The organism is Endozoicomonas sp. Z74, from assembly GCF_057680865.1.
Genome location: NZ_JBLYZI010000061.1, coordinates 1 through 17,581, shown reverse-complemented (window position 1 = coordinate 17,581; position 17,581 = coordinate 1). Strand labels below are relative to the sequence as shown.

Genomic DNA, 17,581 nt, shown 5'->3' with positions numbered 1-17,581 from the left:
GAACCAGAGCCTTAAGGATGTATACATCCGGATATAAAAAGGCCGCTATACCACCTCACTGCGGATTTCGTCCAAAATCCCCCCGGCCTCTTCAAAATCATAACCAATAACCAGGGTTTTCAAGCGTTTCAGTTTACTGCTGTCCACTTGCCCCCTCAATCCAAGCAAGAGATCCGGAAGTTCTGAGACTACCTCAGCGTCACCTTCCTGAAGCCGGGTGCTGACCGCATCAATCAACACCTGCAGCCTGCCTACCTCAACTCTACCCTCTCCCACCGGCTCCAACTCTTCCTGATCCGGGCTGATAAGAGCCAATCCAGCCATCACCTCTCCAAAAGCATCCCGGAATTCTTTGAGGGTCTCGGGGTCCACCGGGTCAGGGTGGTTCTCAATTGCATTTTCCAGCCGGCCAGCCGCGACACTCAGTCTCTTCGCCCCCAGATTGCCCGCTGATCCTTTGAGGCTATGGGCCACCTGCCTGGCTTCCTGCCAGTCCTCCTGGTCCAGATACCTCAGGAGGTGTTCATCGTCCAGACTTTGTTCCCGGTAAAATCCGGCAAGCAACTTTTCATACAGAGGCCGGTTGCCCATCATTCGAGCCAGGCCTTCCTCAACATCAAAACCCGAAACCTGCAATTCCTGGCTTTTGGTGTTCTCCTGAGCCTCAAAGCTCTCTGCCGTAATGGCCACCGGCTTGACCAGATCACTTTCCCCGGCCTGGAGCCAGCGAACCACCATGGCTTTTAACACATCAGGGTCCAGGGGTTTGGCAATATGGTCATTCATACCCGCCTGCAGACATCGCTCTCGATCCCCCATCATGGCATGGGCAGTCATGGCAATAATCACCAGATCCTGCCTTCCCAGTTTTCGGCGAATGGTTCGGGTCGCCTGGTAACCATCCATCTCCGGCATCTGGATATCCATAAATACCAGATCAAAATGCTCCTGCTCAACCCGCTCAACCGCTTCTCTGCCATTGTTGACCAATGTCACGCTGACCCCCATGGACTCCAGCAATTCCCTGGCTACCTGACGGTTGATTTCATTGTCTTCTGCCACCAGCAACCTGCTGCCCGGAGCCAGCTCACTGAGGGTCTCACTCTCCCGGGATACGGCATGACGGGTACCGTCATGAAGGGTACGCAGCAGGGTTTCCAGAAGGGCGGATCGATTCACCGGCTTGATCAGGAAAGCGTCCACACTGCCTGAAGCCCTGGCCATCACCTCTTCACGCCCATAGGCGGAAATCATCACCAGAGCCGGCTGGAAAAGCAGGTCACTTCGTCGAATGCGCTCAGCAAGTTCGATGCCATCCAGATCCGGCATTCGCCAGTCAAGCAGTACAAGGCCAATGGCAGTGTCGTCCTCATTATTGTGCTGCTGTATTTTCATCAGCGCATCATCACCATGACTGGCTTCAAGTATCGTGCAGCCAAAGGAGCGAAGATGACTGACCAGAAGAGCTCTCGCGTCAGCATTATCATCCACAACAAGCACCTGGGTCCCTTTCAGGGCCTGGTCTGAAACCATGGGCTGCCGGGCTACTCCCAGCTCAATGGTGAATCGGAAGACACTGCCATGCCCCGGCTCGGATTCCACAGCAATATCTCCGTTCATCATTTGCACCAGACTTTTGCAGATCGCAAGCCCCAGCCCGGTTCCCCCAAATTTACGGGTGGTAGACCCATCCACCTGAGAGAAAGAGTGGAACAGCTTGGTCTGCTGCTGCTCACTGATGCCAATCCCTGTATCCGTCACCACAAACTCCAGCCGGGCAACATCCTGACGGAGTTTCAGCAGTTTCACGACAATGCTGACTTCTCCATTATGGGTAAACTTCAGGGCGTTGTGGGTCAGATTGAGGAGCACCTGCCCCAGCCTCAATGGGTCACCCTTCAAATGACGGGGCACATCAGGACTGATTTCATAGGTCAGGTTCAGGCCTTTTTCCTGGGCTTTGATACTGCTGAGGTTATAGAGGTTTTCAAACACGCCCCCCAGGTCAAACTCAATGGTTTCCATATTGAGTTTGCCCGCCTCAATCCGGGAGAAATCCAGAATATCATTGATAATGCCCAGCAAATCATGGGCAGAGTTCTGGATTTTACTGACGTAATCCTTTTGCTGATGGCTCAGTTGTGTTTCCTGAACCAGATGACTCAGGCCAATAATCGCATTCATGGGGGTCCGGATCTCATGACTCATATTGGCCAGGAAATTACTCTTCGCCTGGTTGGCCTGGTCCGCCACTTCTTTTGCCTTGTGCAGGGCCTCTTCCGCCTGCTTGCGGTCGGTGATATTCCGGCCCGAAGCAAACAGATACCCTTCCCCCTCGTACTCCATGTAATTGGCGGTGACTTCCACCGGGAACACCTTGCCATCCGCCGTTTGCCTGAGGGTTTCGTAGGTCATGCCTTTTCTGAGAACCAGCTGTTCCCACAGTCGCTGCCATGAGCTCTGGGTGACCGCCGGATTGATGTCCATAATGGACATCTGCATCAGTTCCTCCTGGGAATAACCCAGGGACTTGCACACCGATTCATTCACATACTTGTGGTGACCGTCTTTTCGGAACCAGTGAATATGGTCTCCAGCACTGTCCAGAGAGAACCGGGCCATGGACAGCTCGCGTTCACGCTCAATCTGGTGAGTAATGTCCACCAGGGTGCCCAGTACCCGGAGAGGCTTACCCGCCCCATCACGAAACACCACCTTGCCCTTGCTCCGCACTGTGGCATAACTGCCGTCTTTTCTGCGGATCCGATAGACGAACTGGAAAGAACAGTCAGAACTGGCCAGCTGCCGGTCAAAAAACGCCGTGGCTGACTCTTTGTCCTCGGGATGCAACAACCGGCGCCATGCCCGGATCGTGGTCAGAAGCTCACCGGGCTGATAGCCGAGCATGGTCTGATACCTTGGGCTGAAGTACATATTGTCCTCAACCACATCCCAGTCCCAGAGTCCATCCGAGGCAGCATCCATGGCCAGCTGATAGCGCTCTTCACTCTTACGAAGGGCATCTTCGGCGCTCTGGCGATCCCGCGCTACTGCCACCAGCTCCCCCATTCTCCGGAGCAGATCCATCTCATCGATGTAAGCCTGATACTTGCGGGGAATGTTAATCAGGCCAATCCCCCCCACAACCCGGCCAAACAACAGCATCGGAGCATAAACCGCCACCTTCACCCCCAGGCGGGCCATCAGGGCAGCCCCCTCCTCATCCCCATGGCCGGACACTTCATCACGAACCAGGACATTGACCTGGTCTCTTCGGGTAATGCCATAGACCGGAGTGAAATCGTGATTCAGCAGGGACTCATACTGCTCAGGATCCCCTTCTCCCCTGCGGGTCCACGAGTGCTCTATGGCCGGCACCGGTTCCCAGGAAAAAATACAGGCAGCCTCGGCATTGAGGTATTTGCCCAGTTGACTGAGAAAATAATCATTGGCCTGATGAATCGGCTGATCCATAAAGTGCCGGGAAATATCACTGAGGAGACGGTCCAGCTCAGACCGGGCTCTCAGGCCTTCCTCTGCTTTTTCCCGGTCGGCAATTTCCAGGGTCAGGCGCCGGTTCCAGTAAATAATCAGGATCAGCGTCACCAGTACCAATACCAGACCAATAAACAGCCAGTTACTCTCCAGCTCTTCCCGGTCATGATCGGAAATGGTATCCACGGCCTTTTCCAGAATGGCCGTCAGTTCCGGAGCATCATTTCTTGAGGCGATGCTGAATTCATATTCAAACCCGGCCTCGGCCACCACCTGAAGGTTGGTTATTTTCAACCGTTCAATCTCAAAGCTCGCCGACGCCAGGTTGATGATCATGGCATCCAGGCTGCCACTGGCCACCTGATTCAGGCCTGAGCCAATATTCTGGACACTGACAAACCGTATCCCCGGGTATTTCTTGCGGAAAATATCATAAGTAACATAACCGGGAATAAACCCGACGGTCTTGCCACGAAGGTTACTGGCCGAACGAATACTTTTATCGGAACTGCGGGCCAGTATCACCGAAGGGACCTTCACCAGAGGCTTACTGAAATTCAGATAGCGGCTTCGCTCTTCGGTTTTCTGCAGCATGGCAACCGCATCCACCTCATGGCGGTAGGCCTGGCTCAGGCCATCAGTCCAGACACTTTCCTGCTGCAACTGAAAGGTGACTCCAAGCCGCTCTTCCAGCAGGTGAATATAATCAATCCCGATACCTTCCAGCTGCCCTTTATCACCCACAAAGGAAAAGGGCGGTTTGTTTTTATCCACCAGAATCCGGATCACTGGATTTTCAGCAAGCCACCGCCGTTCACTCTCAGCCAGCTCGATAATGCTTCCCCCGTGACGGAAGTAGCGATCGCTGTTACTGGCAATCCAGCGACTTTCAATTCCGCGGAACTCATCCGGAGTAATGGCCCTGAACCCATCATTGAGCAGGGGCATCAACTCCTCTGAGCGGGTTTGCAGAATTCCGGCGGATACCGCTTCGTTCAGATTGAAATGCTGGCTGGACTCGACTTCCCCTACCAGACCCAGGCGGTTCAACGCCGACTGAACAATGACCGGCTCCCCAAGAAAAGCATCAATTTCCCCGGCAAACAGGCTGGCAATCAATTCAGAAATATTCCCCCTGGTGACCGCCCTGGTTTCCGGCAACCAGCGTTTGACAAACTCTTCCTGGCTGGAGCCCAGTACCACCCCCAGCTCTTTTCCCTTCAGGTCAGCACCGGGATCATCCACCCGGCTTTTTGAGCGGTAATACACCCGGGTGTTCAAACCATAAAAGGGGCTGGAAAGCGCCATCCACTCACTCCGCCCCATGGTGGGGGAGATTCCCGCCAGCACATCCGCCTTCCCCTTTTTCAAGGCAACCAGGCTGTCCTCCAGACCACTGATACGAAACCGTATGGGCTTGCCGGTTTTTTCCGACCACTTTTTCCAGATATCCACAATCAGACCGGACGGCTTGCCCAGTGCATTGATAAAAGACAGTGGGGCAAGCCCCGCATCCAGGGCAATGACCAGGCTCTCCTGCTCACTGGGGGCAAATTTCAGCCACTTGCGCATGACATCGGACCACTCTTCGTCCGAGATCTGCTTCATCCCCCGTTCAATAAGTGCCGACAGCTCATCATGCCCCCTGGGCAGACCCGCCTCCATCCGGATCGGGTTCAGGGGGGTCTCAACCATCAGAAAATCATTGTTGATGCCCCAGTGATCCAGGTAGTAACGCATACCGGACTGACCGCCCAGAAGCGCATCGACTTCCTGATTGGCAGCGGCACTGGCGAGGTCTGAATAGGAGTTGAAAGGAACCAGCCGGGCCCGGGGAAAGCGTTTCCGCAGCTGGGCTTTATAGTCATGCCCCCTGGGGTATCCTATTCTGAGTTCCCTGATAGCCTGCTCATACCGGGTAATGTCACTGCTTTTCTCAATAAAAAGAACCGGGGGCACTTTGTACATCAATGCCCTTTCTACCGGCAGCGTTTTCTGCGCTCCGTCGGAGAGAAGTAGTGCAATCAGGTCTATTTTGGACTGTTCGAGCTTTTCAATGGCTTTTTGCCTGGAAACCGGCACAAACACCAGGGGGATCTTGACCTTTTCAGACCAGAGCCGCCAGATGTCCAAAGCCAGGCCGTCCGGATCTCCAGCGTCATTGGTGTACATCCAGGGAACTTCATCATGGAAATAAGCCACCCTGAGTGGCTGCTGTCGAGCTTCTATTTTTTCAACGTCATGCCCATAGCTGACATTACCCATCACTATCGTCAGGGCCATCAATAGCAGTAAAAACAACCGGCGCATGGATAGCACTGACAGGAAGATCAACAGAATGGAAGAAAAGTAGGTTTTCAATGCGTACTGCATAATGACGCGAAATAGCCCGGAGAAAATAAAATGCCCGGCTATCTTACCCCGAAAAGCGCACAGTACCTACCAATGGGGCTGCTTTTACGATGAAAAATGCGATAAAGATGTCACAGATTGATACCCCTTCTACTTTCTATGTTTAACAGAGGCCCGACATGTCTCAACCCATCGCTCAAGGTAACAGCAAACAACCAGCCGCTTGAAGAAAAGCGTCACTGTCATGACAACCTGACGTCAGAAACCCGACACCAGGCTAATCACCGGGTTTGCTAGAATGGGAATAACATGAATATTCCGGCTGCTCACCATGGATATAGACACAGAAAAAGCTTCTACCCGGCAAGTTGATTCCAGCAAAAAACTCATCGCTGACGCGGAAGCCGTCATGGCCAGGATGTCAGTTCTCAGACAGAAACTGCAACTGAACAATGGCTGCGGTCAGCGCTACCTTCAGAAAACCCATCCGGATCAGGCTCTGCTGGAGCAGGCCGAAAAAGAAATCGCCCGGCACTTTTCCGGTGGCAAAGGGAAATCACAGAGAAAAAGCACCTCCAATAAAAGCAACCTGTTAAAAAACCTGGCTGGCCGTAATCAGGCCTGAGTTCCCCCTGCCCAGGGCCTGAACCAGGCATACAGGTGTTGACAGCCAGAAGGATAGCGTTGACAGTAGCCCTATCATCCTTTTCAAATCACTGATCCTGCAACTGCTGTGCTGACCATTTATCACTCCAACCATCTGGATGTTCTCAAAGACCTTCTTACCGAACTGATCCAGCGGGAACCACCGGCAAACCCTCTGGAAAACGAACAGATTCTGGTGCAAAGCCCTGGCATGGCACAGTGGCTGAGACTGGAGCTTGCCAAAAAGCTCGGTATCTCCGCCGGGGTAGACTTTCCTCTTCCAGCCAGCTTCCTCTGGCAGATGTACACCCGGGTGCTTCCGGATGTCCCGAACCGTTCCGCCTTCAACAAGGAAGCCCTCACCTGGAAAATCATGGCTCTGCTGGACAGCCTGTGCGACCAGGAGCCCTTCTCCGCTCTCAATCAATATCTCAAGGACGACACTGATGCCATTCGCCGGTTTCAGTTATCGGGAAAAGTGGCGGATATTTTCGATCAGTATCTGGTGTACCGCCCGGAATGGATAACGGCCTGGGAAACAGGTAACGACCTGACGGAAATAACCGATGCACACCCCTGGCAACCGATCCTGTGGCGGGCACTGGTGACCAGAACGGCTGAGCTGGGCCAATCCCCATGGCACCGGGCCAACATGCACAACCGGTTTATTCAGGAGCTGGAAGCCCGCGTTCATCAAAACGGCCATCAACACAACCTCCCCAAAAGACTGTTTGTCTTTGGCATATCCGCCCTCCCGCCGCATTTCGTGGAATCCCTCCAGGCCCTGTCCCGGCAGACCGAGGTTCACCTTATGGTCACCAACCCTTGCCGTCATTACTGGGGCGATGAGCGGGATCCGAAATACCTTCACCGGCTGGCGGCCAGAAAACTGGCCTCTGCCATGCCAGGTCAGGCCCGCAGGGACAACAAAAAAGACAGTCAATCTGACCAGCCCCCGACAACACCCTCAGGCTGGTTTGACAAGCCCGGCCTGACCCTGGACAACCTGGACCGTTCCGGAAACCCGTTACTGGGCTCCATGGGTAAGCTGGGCCGGGATTATTTCTACCAGTTGCACGACCTGGATGCCTTCGATGTGGATGTTTTTGTCAGCGATCACCCATCGACCCTGCTGGGAAAAATCCAGCAGGGTATCCTGGAGCTGAACGACCACACCGCTACTGAACACCATAAGGCCCTGACCTCACCGGATCGTTCACTGCAATTTCACAGCTGTCACAGTCCCCTTCGGGAAATCGAAGTACTCCATGACCGGCTTCTGGATATGTTCGAAAAAGAGCCGGCATTAACGCCCAAAGACATCATCGTCATGTTGCCGGATGTGAACGCCTACGCCCCCAGTATCAGAGCCGTATTCGGCAGCATCAACGACCACCGACGGATACCCTTTGCGATTTCCGATATCAGTGCCAGCCATGAATACCCGGTTATCACCGCGTTTCTACACCTGCTGGAGCTGGACAAAAGCCGCTGCACTGCCCCGGAAATACTGGAATTGCTTGAAGTACCGGCCATCCAGTCAAAGTTCAAACTGATGCCTTCGGACCTGGAGCAACTCCGGCAATGGGTTCAGGACTCCGGCATACGCTGGGGGTTAAGCCCCGATCACCAGTCAGGCTTTGACCTTCCGGACCTTCAGGGCAACTCCTGGGAGTTTGGGCTGCAGCGGATGCTTATGGGATTTGCCATGCCGGAAAGCTCAGGCGTCTATCGGGGGGTGCTCCCTCTGGACTCGGTTCAGGGAATGAGCGCAGCCCTGGCCGGGCAGCTGGCCTGCTTTATCGATGAAGCCATGGCCCTGGTGAAACAGCTGGAGAGTGAACGAACCATTGATCAGTGGATTCATTTTGCCAACCAGGTTCTGGAGCGCTTTTTCCTGCCTTCGGACCAGGATGAAATCCCCCTTAAGCTGATCCGGGAATCCCTGTCACACCTGTACGAGCAACTGCTGGACGCCCACTTTCAGGAACCTCTGTCCCGGTCCGTGATGGTCAGCTACCTGAAAGACCGTTTGAACAGCCAGCGCAGCAGTCAACGCTTTCTGGCCGGCCAGGTCAACTTCTGTACTCTGATGCCCATGCGCTCCATTCCCTTCAAAGTCGTCTGCCTCCTGGGAATGAATGACGGAGCTTATCCCCGCAGCATTCCCCCGGCCGGATTCGACCTGATTGCCCGGAACAGCCAGCGGGGAGACCGCTCCCGCCGGGAAGATGACCGCTATCTGTTCCTGGAGGCACTGCTCTCAGCCCAGGAAAAATTGTACATCAGCTATATTGGGCGACGGATCCAGGACAACAGTGAACGTATACCCTCCGTCCTGGTCACTGAATTGCTGAATTACTGTGAACAGGGCTTCGGCCTTGCTCTTCACCAGATGGTCACGGAACACCCCCTGCAAACATTCAGCCCCGACAACTACCGGCAGCAAGACGCCGAAGGCAGGGAGACGCCATTGTTCAGCTATGCCCATGAATGGCTACCTGCCGCCAGCCGCATGGGAAATCCCCCTCCGGAGTTTATGACCGGCAGACTCCCGGAGCCAGAAGGTTTCAACCGGTCTGAACTGGAACTCGCCGAGCTTTTACGGTTTTACAGTAACCCCTGCAAGTACTTCTTTAACCGCAGACTGAAGGTCTGGTTTGATGAATACAGCGACACCCTGGAAGAAACCGAATGCTTTGCCATGGAGGGGCTGGGTAACTATCAGCTGCTTGAAGAAGTTCTGGACACCCTGGTCCATAACAACAGCGCTACAGCCCTCAAAACCCGGCTGCAGGCCCAGGGTTATACTCCCCGTCTTGCCTTTGGTGAACTGCTGCTGGACCAGCACCTGAAAAAAATAGCGCCCATGACGGCGCACATTCAAGACCTTACGGAAAAACCACTGGCGGATTGTGAGGTCAACCTGAACACGAGCCATGCCCAGGACATGGCCTGCCAACTGACAGGCTGGTTGAAAGGCGTTTATCAAGGCGGCCTGGTTCGCTACCGGCCTGCCAGCATCAAGGGAAAAGACATTATCCGAACCTGGATTGAGCACCTCTGCTTGAACCTCAGCCTGAGCCTGAACAAGAACCAGACCATGCATCATCAGAAGAACGACTTTCTGCCCGGCACCACCCATTTAATTGGCCTGGATAAAATCATCAGCTTCCCGGCCATCCCCGCTGAAGAAGCAGAGCATCACCTGGCAATACTGGTTGATCATTTTTTCCTGGGCCAGAACCAGCCCCTGCCCTGGTTTCCCCAGACCAGTTATGCATGGCTGCACGCCAACCCCGATGACAACCCGGAGAAGGCGGAAAAAACCGCCTATCAGTGTTTTGAAGGTGGGTTTATGAAGCGGGGGGAGCGGGAGGATGCCTATATCCAGCGCGCCTGTCCGGAACTGGAGCCTCACTGGGAGGCATTTCAGGCACTGAGCAGGGCATTGCTTTCTCCGGCCATGGACTGTCTGGGGGAGCTAAAACAATGAGCCATCCCCAGATCACCCCACTGGATGCAGGAACCCTGCCCCTTTATGGCACCCGGTTGATTGAAGCCAGTGCCGGAACGGGAAAAACCTACACCATCGCCAATCTCTATCTGCGAATTCTGCTGGGCCATGGTGATGCAGACAGCCGCCATGCCTCACCCCTGACCGTTGACCAGATTCTGGTGGTCACCTTCACCGAGGCCGCCACGGAGGAGCTGAGAGACCGTATCCGCGCCCGAATTCACGACACCCGCCTGGCCTTTATCGAAGGTCATTCCACGGACCCGTTTATTGCCAGGCTGATCAATGAACTGGACAACCCTGACTACTGCACCGCTTTGCTGTTGGCCGCTGAACAGCAAATGGACGAGGCCGCTATCTTTACGATCCACGGTTTTTGTCAGCGGATGCTCAAACAGCACGCCTTTGAAAGCGGTACCCTGTTTTCCAGTGAACTGGTCAAAGACCTGTCCCCCCTTCTTCAGACCAGTGCCGCGGACTACTGGAGAAAACAGTTTTATCCTCTGGAAAAACCCCTGGCCAGCCTGGTCAAACAACTCTGGAAAACACCGGAAGACCTTTTGGCAGCCATCCGCCAGTGGATCGGCATGACGGAGCTGACCGTAACGGACCATGATCTCCCCGACTCCATGGCTGAGTTTCAAAAAAACTATGTGGAGCCAGCCCTGGAACTGAAACAGCTCTGGCACACTGACCGGACGACCATTGAAGACCAGCTGAAAACCTGTGGCCTGAAGAAAAACAGCAAACCCTATAAACGCATGGCCGCCATCAATGACTTCCTGGAATCCGATGGGCTGGTGCCGCCTTTGAAGGGCCCGGTGGGTTGGGAAGCGTTCAGCACCGATGCATTGAACAGCAGCCTGACCAAAAGCGGCTCCCTGCCCAGTCACCCCATCTTCCAGAAAATTGATGCTTTTATCCAACAGCCGGTTGATCTGAAAACCGCTTTTGAGGCCATGGTCATTCGGGATGCCATCGGGTTCATAAGAACTCAGTTATCCCGGCTGAAAGAGCACCACCACCAGCTCTCCTTCGACGACCTGCTGACAAACCTGGACCGGGCCTTATCCAATGGCTCAGAACCCGAGACAGCAACCCGCCTGGCCGACGCCATCCGGGAGCAGTTCCGGATTGCCATGATCGATGAGTTTCAGGACACCGACCCCTTGCAATACCGGATTTTCAGCCGGATCTATGGGGATACCCGTGACGGGGATGCGGGGCTGTTTATGATCGGGGACCCTAAACAGGCCATTTACGCGTTCCGTGGCGCCGACATTTTCACTTATATGAAAGCCCGCGAGCAGGTGAACAGTCACTATACACTGGACACCAACTGGCGTTCGTCGGCCTCCATGGTGGCCACCGTCAACACACTCTTCCACCAGGCAGACAGCCCTTTTATTTATAACGACAGCATTCCCTTTGAGCCGGTTCATTCCGCGCCCGGGTCCGGGGATAAACAACTCAGGGATCCGCGGTACAACGATCCAGAGACAGCGCCTTCGCTGACATTCTGGCTGCAGGAAAGCCCGGACTCCCCCACCATCAACAGCGAAACCTATCTGGACACCCTGGGCCAGGCCACCGCCACTGAAATCAACCGCCTGCTCACGGCCGCCGACCAGCAACAATGCCGGATTCACAAGCAGGACCAGGAAGCCCCTCTCAAGCCCGGAGATATTGCCATACTGGTGCGTACCGGAAGCCAGGCCCGGCGGGTTCGGGAGGCCCTGGCCGGCCAGAACATTGCCAGCATTTTTCTCAGTGACAAAAGCTCGGTATTCCAGTGCCAGGAGGCAAAGGATCTGGAGCGAATACTGACCGCCTGCCTGCACCCCACCCACGAACGATCCGTCCGTGCCGCCCTGGCGACGCCACTGCTACAGCTGAATGCCGACAGCCTGGATGCCCTCAACCATGACGAACAGGCCTGGGAGTCCGCGGTGGAAGAATTTTCTGACTACCAGTCCACCTGGCTGGAAACCGGTGTACTGCCCATGGTGCGAACCCTGGTCAAACGCCGGGGGATTGCCGAGCAATTGCTGGCCGGTGACAACGGTGAGCGCCGACTGACCGACCTTATGCATCTGGGAGAATTGCTGGCCACCGCCAGCCAGGATCAGGAAAGCCCCAGCGCCCTGCTTCGCTGGTTCTCCCGGCAGCTGACCACCCCCAATCCAGAGGCAGATGACCAGCAACTTCACCTGGAAAGTCAACGGAATCTGGTCAAGGTCATCACAATCCACAAGTCCAAAGGCCTGGAATACAATGTGGTGTTTGTCCCCTTTCTCTGTCATTTTCGAAAAGCCGACGCACCGCTTTACCATGACCCTGACACCGGTCATTCCACCCTGGCACTCACCGGAGGTGAGCAGGCTCTGGAGCAAGCGGAGCAGGAGCGCCTGGCGGAAGACTTGCGGCTGCTTTATGTGGCCCTGACCCGTTCCGTTTACCGATGTTACCTGGGGATGGCGCCCTTCAAATCCGGAAGGGCCTCCCGGGATGGAAAAACGGATCTCCATCACACCGCCATCGGTTATCTGCTCAATAACGGTGAGGAGCTGAATGCCCAGACACTCAGGGAAAGGCTTGAATCCCTGGCAGACCTCAGTCCCGCCATTGAGGTTTCCTCTCCGCCCGGGGCAGGTCTTCCCCCCTATCAACCCATGGACACTTCCGGTCCGGACCTGGCTGCCCGGGAATTCCGGGCAACCATTGAACGTGACTGGTGGATGACCAGTTATTCTGCCATTGCCCGTACGGCCATCAGCCCTGATGCCCACAATACTCTGCCCAAACCACAGACCAGCCCTGTGGATGCCAGCCTGGAAAGCCCCGGGCACGACCTGGAAGTGCTTCCGGAAAACCAGCCGGAAGCCTTGCCGGAAGTTACCCAGGAAGACCACAGCCTGTTTGCCTTCCCCAAAGGCGCTCGTCCGGGCACCTTCATGCACAGCCTGTTCGAACGGATGGATCTGGACCAGGCCCGTGCAGGCCATTTAACCGAATTCGTTCAGCAGCAGTCACTTCAGGAAGGGTATGAGGCGCACTGGACAGAAGCCCTTGAAGCCATGTTAATGGACTGCCTGCAAGCCCCCCTTGACGGGCAATCAATGAGGCTGCTGGACATTGCGGAATCCGCCCGTAAAGTGGAGATGGAGTTTTATTTGCCCATTTCCCGGCTGAGCGCCAATGCCCTCAATCACTGGATTGCCCGTCATGACCCCATGAGTGCCCGGGCCGGAACCCTGGACTTCCAGCAACTGAGGGGCATGCTCAAGGGCTTTATTGATCTCACGTTTGAATATCAGGGACGCTGGTATGTGCTGGACTACAAGTCCAACTGGCTGGGAGCCTCCCTGGAAGACTACTCCAGAACGCAGATGGAACAGGTGATGATTGATCACCGTTACGACCTGCAGTACCAGATTTATTCCCTGGCCATCCATCGCCTGCTCAGGCAACGTCTTCCCGACTATGACTATGACCGCCACTTTGGCGGGGTCATTTACCTGTTTCTCCGGGGCGTACGGGCCGACTCAACGGAGCCTTTTGGCATCTACAATCACCGACCGTCCAGAACGCTGATTGAAGGCCTTGACCGGCTCTTTAAAGGGGAAGAGCCCAGGGAAGAAGAAAGCGGGCAGGCCATACCCAATCATCAACAGGGACCCGCCCAGCAGGAGATGGATCTATGATGGATGCACTGCAGCCCCTGGCAACCCAGGGTGCCCTTCGCCCACTGGACTACCAGTTTGCCCGAATGATTCATACCCTGGAACCAGACCCTGTGCTGGCCCTGGCATCTGCCCTGGTGAGCTATGAATTGGGCCAGGGCAATGTCTGCCTGTCGTTAACCTCAACGTTAACGCAACAAGAAGACCCCAAACTGTTTGGCCTGGATGACTCTGCCAGCCAGGCACTGATCCAGGCCAGTGGCATCCCCTTCAGCCAGTGGCCGGACCATTTACAGGCGCTCTCTGTCACTGGAGAGTCCACCGTCGGTATAGGCTCGGCCCCCACCCCTCTGGTATACGACAACCAGCGACTGTACCTCTATCGCTACTGGCTCTATGAAAGAAAAGTGGCGGACTTTCTCCGGAGAAGTCGCGAAAAAAGCTCCAGCATATCCATGGACTTACCCCATACTGCTCATTTGCTGAATCAACTGTTTCAAAGGGATCTGGTCTTTCTTTTCCAGCGGACCCGAGGCAAAACCGGTGAAGGTCTGAAACAGGCACTGATCAATTGGCTGGATATTGAAAACGTGGATGGACTCCACTGGCCTACCCTGCTTCCCCTTCTTGAAAAAACCATTGAACAGGCAGAACAACCGGAGCAGCTGAGCGCCATCCATCCGTTGATTCCCGAGAGTCACTGCCTGAACTGGCAGAAAGTGGCGGTGGCCCTGGCCGCCACCCAGTCATTTTCGGTGATCAGTGGCGGGCCCGGTACCGGAAAAACCACCACGGTCACCCGGCTTCTGGCGCTGCTGGTTGAACTGGCCATGGCCAAAGGAGGATCTCCCACCATAAGGCTGGTAGCCCCCACGGGCAAGGCAGCGGCACGACTGACCGAATCCATTGGCGGCGCCCTGAGCCAACTGAACTGTCGTGAGGAGGTCAGACAAAACATTCCCACCCAGGCCGGAACCCTGCACCGCCTTCTGGGAGTAGTACCCGGTGGAGCAGGATTTGTCCATCACCGCAACAACCCCCTGCACCTGGATATTCTGGTGGTGGACGAAGCCTCCATGATCGACCTGCCCATGATGAGTCACTTACTGGATGCACTGCCGGATCATGCCCGGCTGATACTGCTGGGTGACCGGGATCAGCTGGCATCGGTGGAGGCGGGCAGTGTTCTGGGAGACATCTGCGCCTCTGCCAGCCTGGGCTACTCAGCCCGGCAAACCCAACTCCTTGAGCAGTTGACCGGGTATACCCTGAAATCTTTTCAGACAGAGAATCAGACAGAGCGCCCTCTACCTCCTACCACCGTAACCGCTGACCACCTCTGCCTTCTGCGCAAAAGTTATCGCTTTGATGCCCGTTCCGGTATTGGCTGCCTGGCCCAGGCAATCAACAAGGGATCCCCCGGCCAGATCTCCCGGGTGCTGGACTCAAAGTTTGACGATATTGCTCTTCACCCCCTTTCCGGACCGCCCTCCACAGAGGAATATCATGCGCTGGTCAGACTGTGTGTCGAAGGCTATCGGGAATACCTTGGCCTGCTCAGGAAGCAGCAGGCCAGCCCCTCTGACATCCTTGCAGCCTTTCAAAGGTTTCAATTGTTGTGCGCCCTGAGGCAGGGCCCCTATGGGGTTGAAGGGTTAAACAACGCCATTCACCAGGCCCTGCAGCGGGCCGGTCTGATCAACGGCAACAGCCAGTGGTATGAAGGTCGTCCTGTTCTGATCACCCGTAATGATCACGGCCTCGGACTTTACAACGGGGATATTGGCATAGCCCTCAGAAGCCCGGATGGGCGCCTCAGGGTAGCCTTTGAATTACCGGACCACAGCATCAGACAGCTGTTGCCCAGCCGGCTTCCTGAACACGAAACCGTGTTTGCCATGACCATCCATAAAAGCCAGGGTTCGGAATTTCACCATGTGGCCATGGTGCTGCCCGACCAGTTCAGCCCGATCATTACCCGGGAGCTGGTGTATACCGGCATCACCCGGGCAAGGGAAAAGCTGGATCTGTTCTGTGAGCAGAAAATGATGGCCATCGCCGCCAGAAACCCAACCCGGCGGGAATCAGGGCTTTATCAACAACTGGGGGTGACTTGAAACAATGCCCGTCGAGCAGGTTGCTGCTGAACGAAGTGAAGCGCAACACCCGGACTTACAGGTCCAAGTTGCGCTTGGCCATGTTCAGCGGCAACCTACAGGTGATTGGTTTAAGACGTTGAATCAACATCCACGGAGGTAACGCTGCTGTCCGGGCTGTCATTATTATTCAACCCCTGGCACATCCGTGAAAGCACAATGGCAAAGGCACCATTACCACTGACATTCACAGCGGTCCCGAAAGGATCAAAAATCAGATAGACCGCCGTAATCAACCCCAGCATTTCATCAGAAAACCCAAGCACACTCTGCAGGATGGGCCCCACCACCAGAATCACTCCCCCAGGTACAGCAGCCACCGAAAATTTGGCCAGGGCATAATAAAAAGCAAACAGAGCAAAAAAAGAGAGCTCGGGTATGGGCAGGTTGAACGTATTCAGGGTCACCAGAGAGAGAATCGTCAGACCGATGGCACTGCCAATGGTATGGATATTAATGGTCGCAGGCACAATCGTCCGGGCCATCAGCGGATTGCGGATGTTCTTCTCTGTTCCCTCAATCAGAACAGGCATGCTGGCTGCGCTGGAAATAGTGCTTAACCCGGTCAAGGCGGCAGGCACCACATTATTGACATACTCAAGAAACCGGGAAAAGGAAAACCGGGCCGCTACCAGATAGAAAAGGGTCAGGTAACAGAGCTGGGAAGTGATCACCAGCATCAATATCGGGCCATAAGCACTGATGGCCTGACGGAGAATACCATCTTCATGGAGCTTGAAAGCAAACCCCAGAATAAAGAAAGGCAGAAGGGGTATAAAAATATGCTTGAGAAACCAGCTGGCGCCTTCACTGGCCTTTAAAGACAGACTTCTCAACGGCTCATAAGGAATAACGGTAACCAGCATGCCCGCAACAAACCCCGCCATCAGGGCGTGCTTATTGGTAAACACAGGCGCCAGGTCCAGATGCCACAAAGCCTGCAGGCTGCTGCTGGCCGACACTTCCGTCACCGGGACTGAAACCAGCGGCACCATAAAGTAGCCGATGGCATAGCCGGTGAAAATGGCGGTGATATTGGAGATAAAGACCGTAGCAATCAGCAGAACGGTGAAAAACAAGGCGTTACGGCCCATTCGGGCCAGACAGGCAACGACAAAACTGAACACGATGAAAGGGAGAACAAACACCAGCAACGTTTTGATGGACAGGCTCAAAGAGTAAAAAAAGGATTTCACCCCAACACTAATCCAGCTGTCCACCACAAAAGGCACCACCAGCATCAACAGCAACATGATGGGTAGTTTGGCCTTGATAATCACTCCCGGAACCTTCATGCCCCCTCCTTTCCTTAACGCAGTTCTTGTGAGTTGTATAAGAAACTAGCTTTAATTAGAGAAACGTCAAAAGCCGTGTCCCCCAAACCTCCTTCCTTATATAGGCATCAACAAAAAAGGTACTGACCGGTCTTTCAAGGGGGAGTGTTTACTGCACCAACACCCTTTAGGGTAGTTGATACTCAACGGCGGGAGGTTAGACCGTAATAAAGACGACACCTCACAGGTTGAGGCGCCGGTATCATTAAATTGAGAGACAGGAGGCGCTGTGGCTAATCCGGCTTGAACTGGTTGTTCTCAATCTGGTAATGTGCATTAGTTCAGATCTGATCTGACAATTCCCTCTTCAAAAAAGGGAAGGGTTACCGATTTAGATAGAGGGTGAAATCACTGAAATCTAAATCGTAAAAAGGTAACCCTTATGATTCATACTAATCA

At 54.7% G+C, this 17,581-nt stretch carries 6 protein-coding genes; 4 read left to right on the top strand and 2 right to left on the bottom strand.

What is annotated here, in order from left to right; all coding sequences use genetic code 11:
- Positions 1–45: 45 nt before the first annotated feature.
- Positions 46–5,868, bottom strand: a complete 5,823-nt coding sequence (locus tag ACNRUY_RS16760) for a transporter substrate-binding domain-containing protein (protein WP_488112798.1) — start codon at positions 5,866–5,868, stop codon at positions 46–48.
- 310 nt (positions 5,869–6,178) lie between these two features.
- Between ACNRUY_RS16760 and ACNRUY_RS16755 the strand changes: the two genes are divergently transcribed.
- The 4 genes from ACNRUY_RS16755 to recD all read left to right on the top strand — a co-directional run bounded on the left by ACNRUY_RS16755 (position 6,179) and on the right by recD (position 15,809).
- Positions 6,179–6,472 carry a hypothetical protein gene (locus tag ACNRUY_RS16755; protein ID WP_488112797.1) on the top strand — a complete coding sequence of 98 codons (294 nt, stop codon included), beginning with the start codon at positions 6,179–6,181 and terminating at the stop codon, positions 6,470–6,472.
- Positions 6,473–6,580: 108 nt separating this feature from the next.
- Positions 6,581–9,988 carry an exodeoxyribonuclease V subunit gamma gene (gene recC / locus ACNRUY_RS16750; RefSeq protein ID WP_488112796.1) on the top strand — a complete coding sequence of 1,136 codons (3,408 nt, stop codon included), beginning with the start codon at positions 6,581–6,583 and terminating at the stop codon, positions 9,986–9,988.
- Complete coding sequence (gene recB, locus ACNRUY_RS16745; protein ID WP_488112795.1) at positions 9,985–13,713, top strand: exodeoxyribonuclease V subunit beta; 3,729 nt, start codon at positions 9,985–9,987, stop codon at positions 13,711–13,713. The genes recC and recB overlap by 4 nt, the downstream gene beginning before the upstream one ends.
- Positions 13,710–15,809 carry an exodeoxyribonuclease V subunit alpha gene (gene recD, locus ACNRUY_RS16740; RefSeq protein ID WP_488112794.1) on the top strand — a complete coding sequence of 700 codons (2,100 nt, stop codon included), beginning with the start codon at positions 13,710–13,712 and terminating at the stop codon, positions 15,807–15,809. Before recB ends, recD begins: the two co-directional genes overlap by 4 nt.
- A 110-nt stretch (positions 15,810–15,919) precedes the next feature.
- On the opposite strand, the gene ACNRUY_RS16735 is transcribed toward recD, so the two are convergent.
- The gene (locus ACNRUY_RS16735; protein WP_488112793.1) at positions 15,920–17,143 is read right to left on the bottom strand and encodes a cation:dicarboxylate symporter family transporter; all 1,224 of its coding nucleotides are present in this window, start codon (positions 17,141–17,143) and stop codon (positions 15,920–15,922) included.
- Between the last annotated feature and the right edge of the window lie 438 nt (positions 17,144–17,581).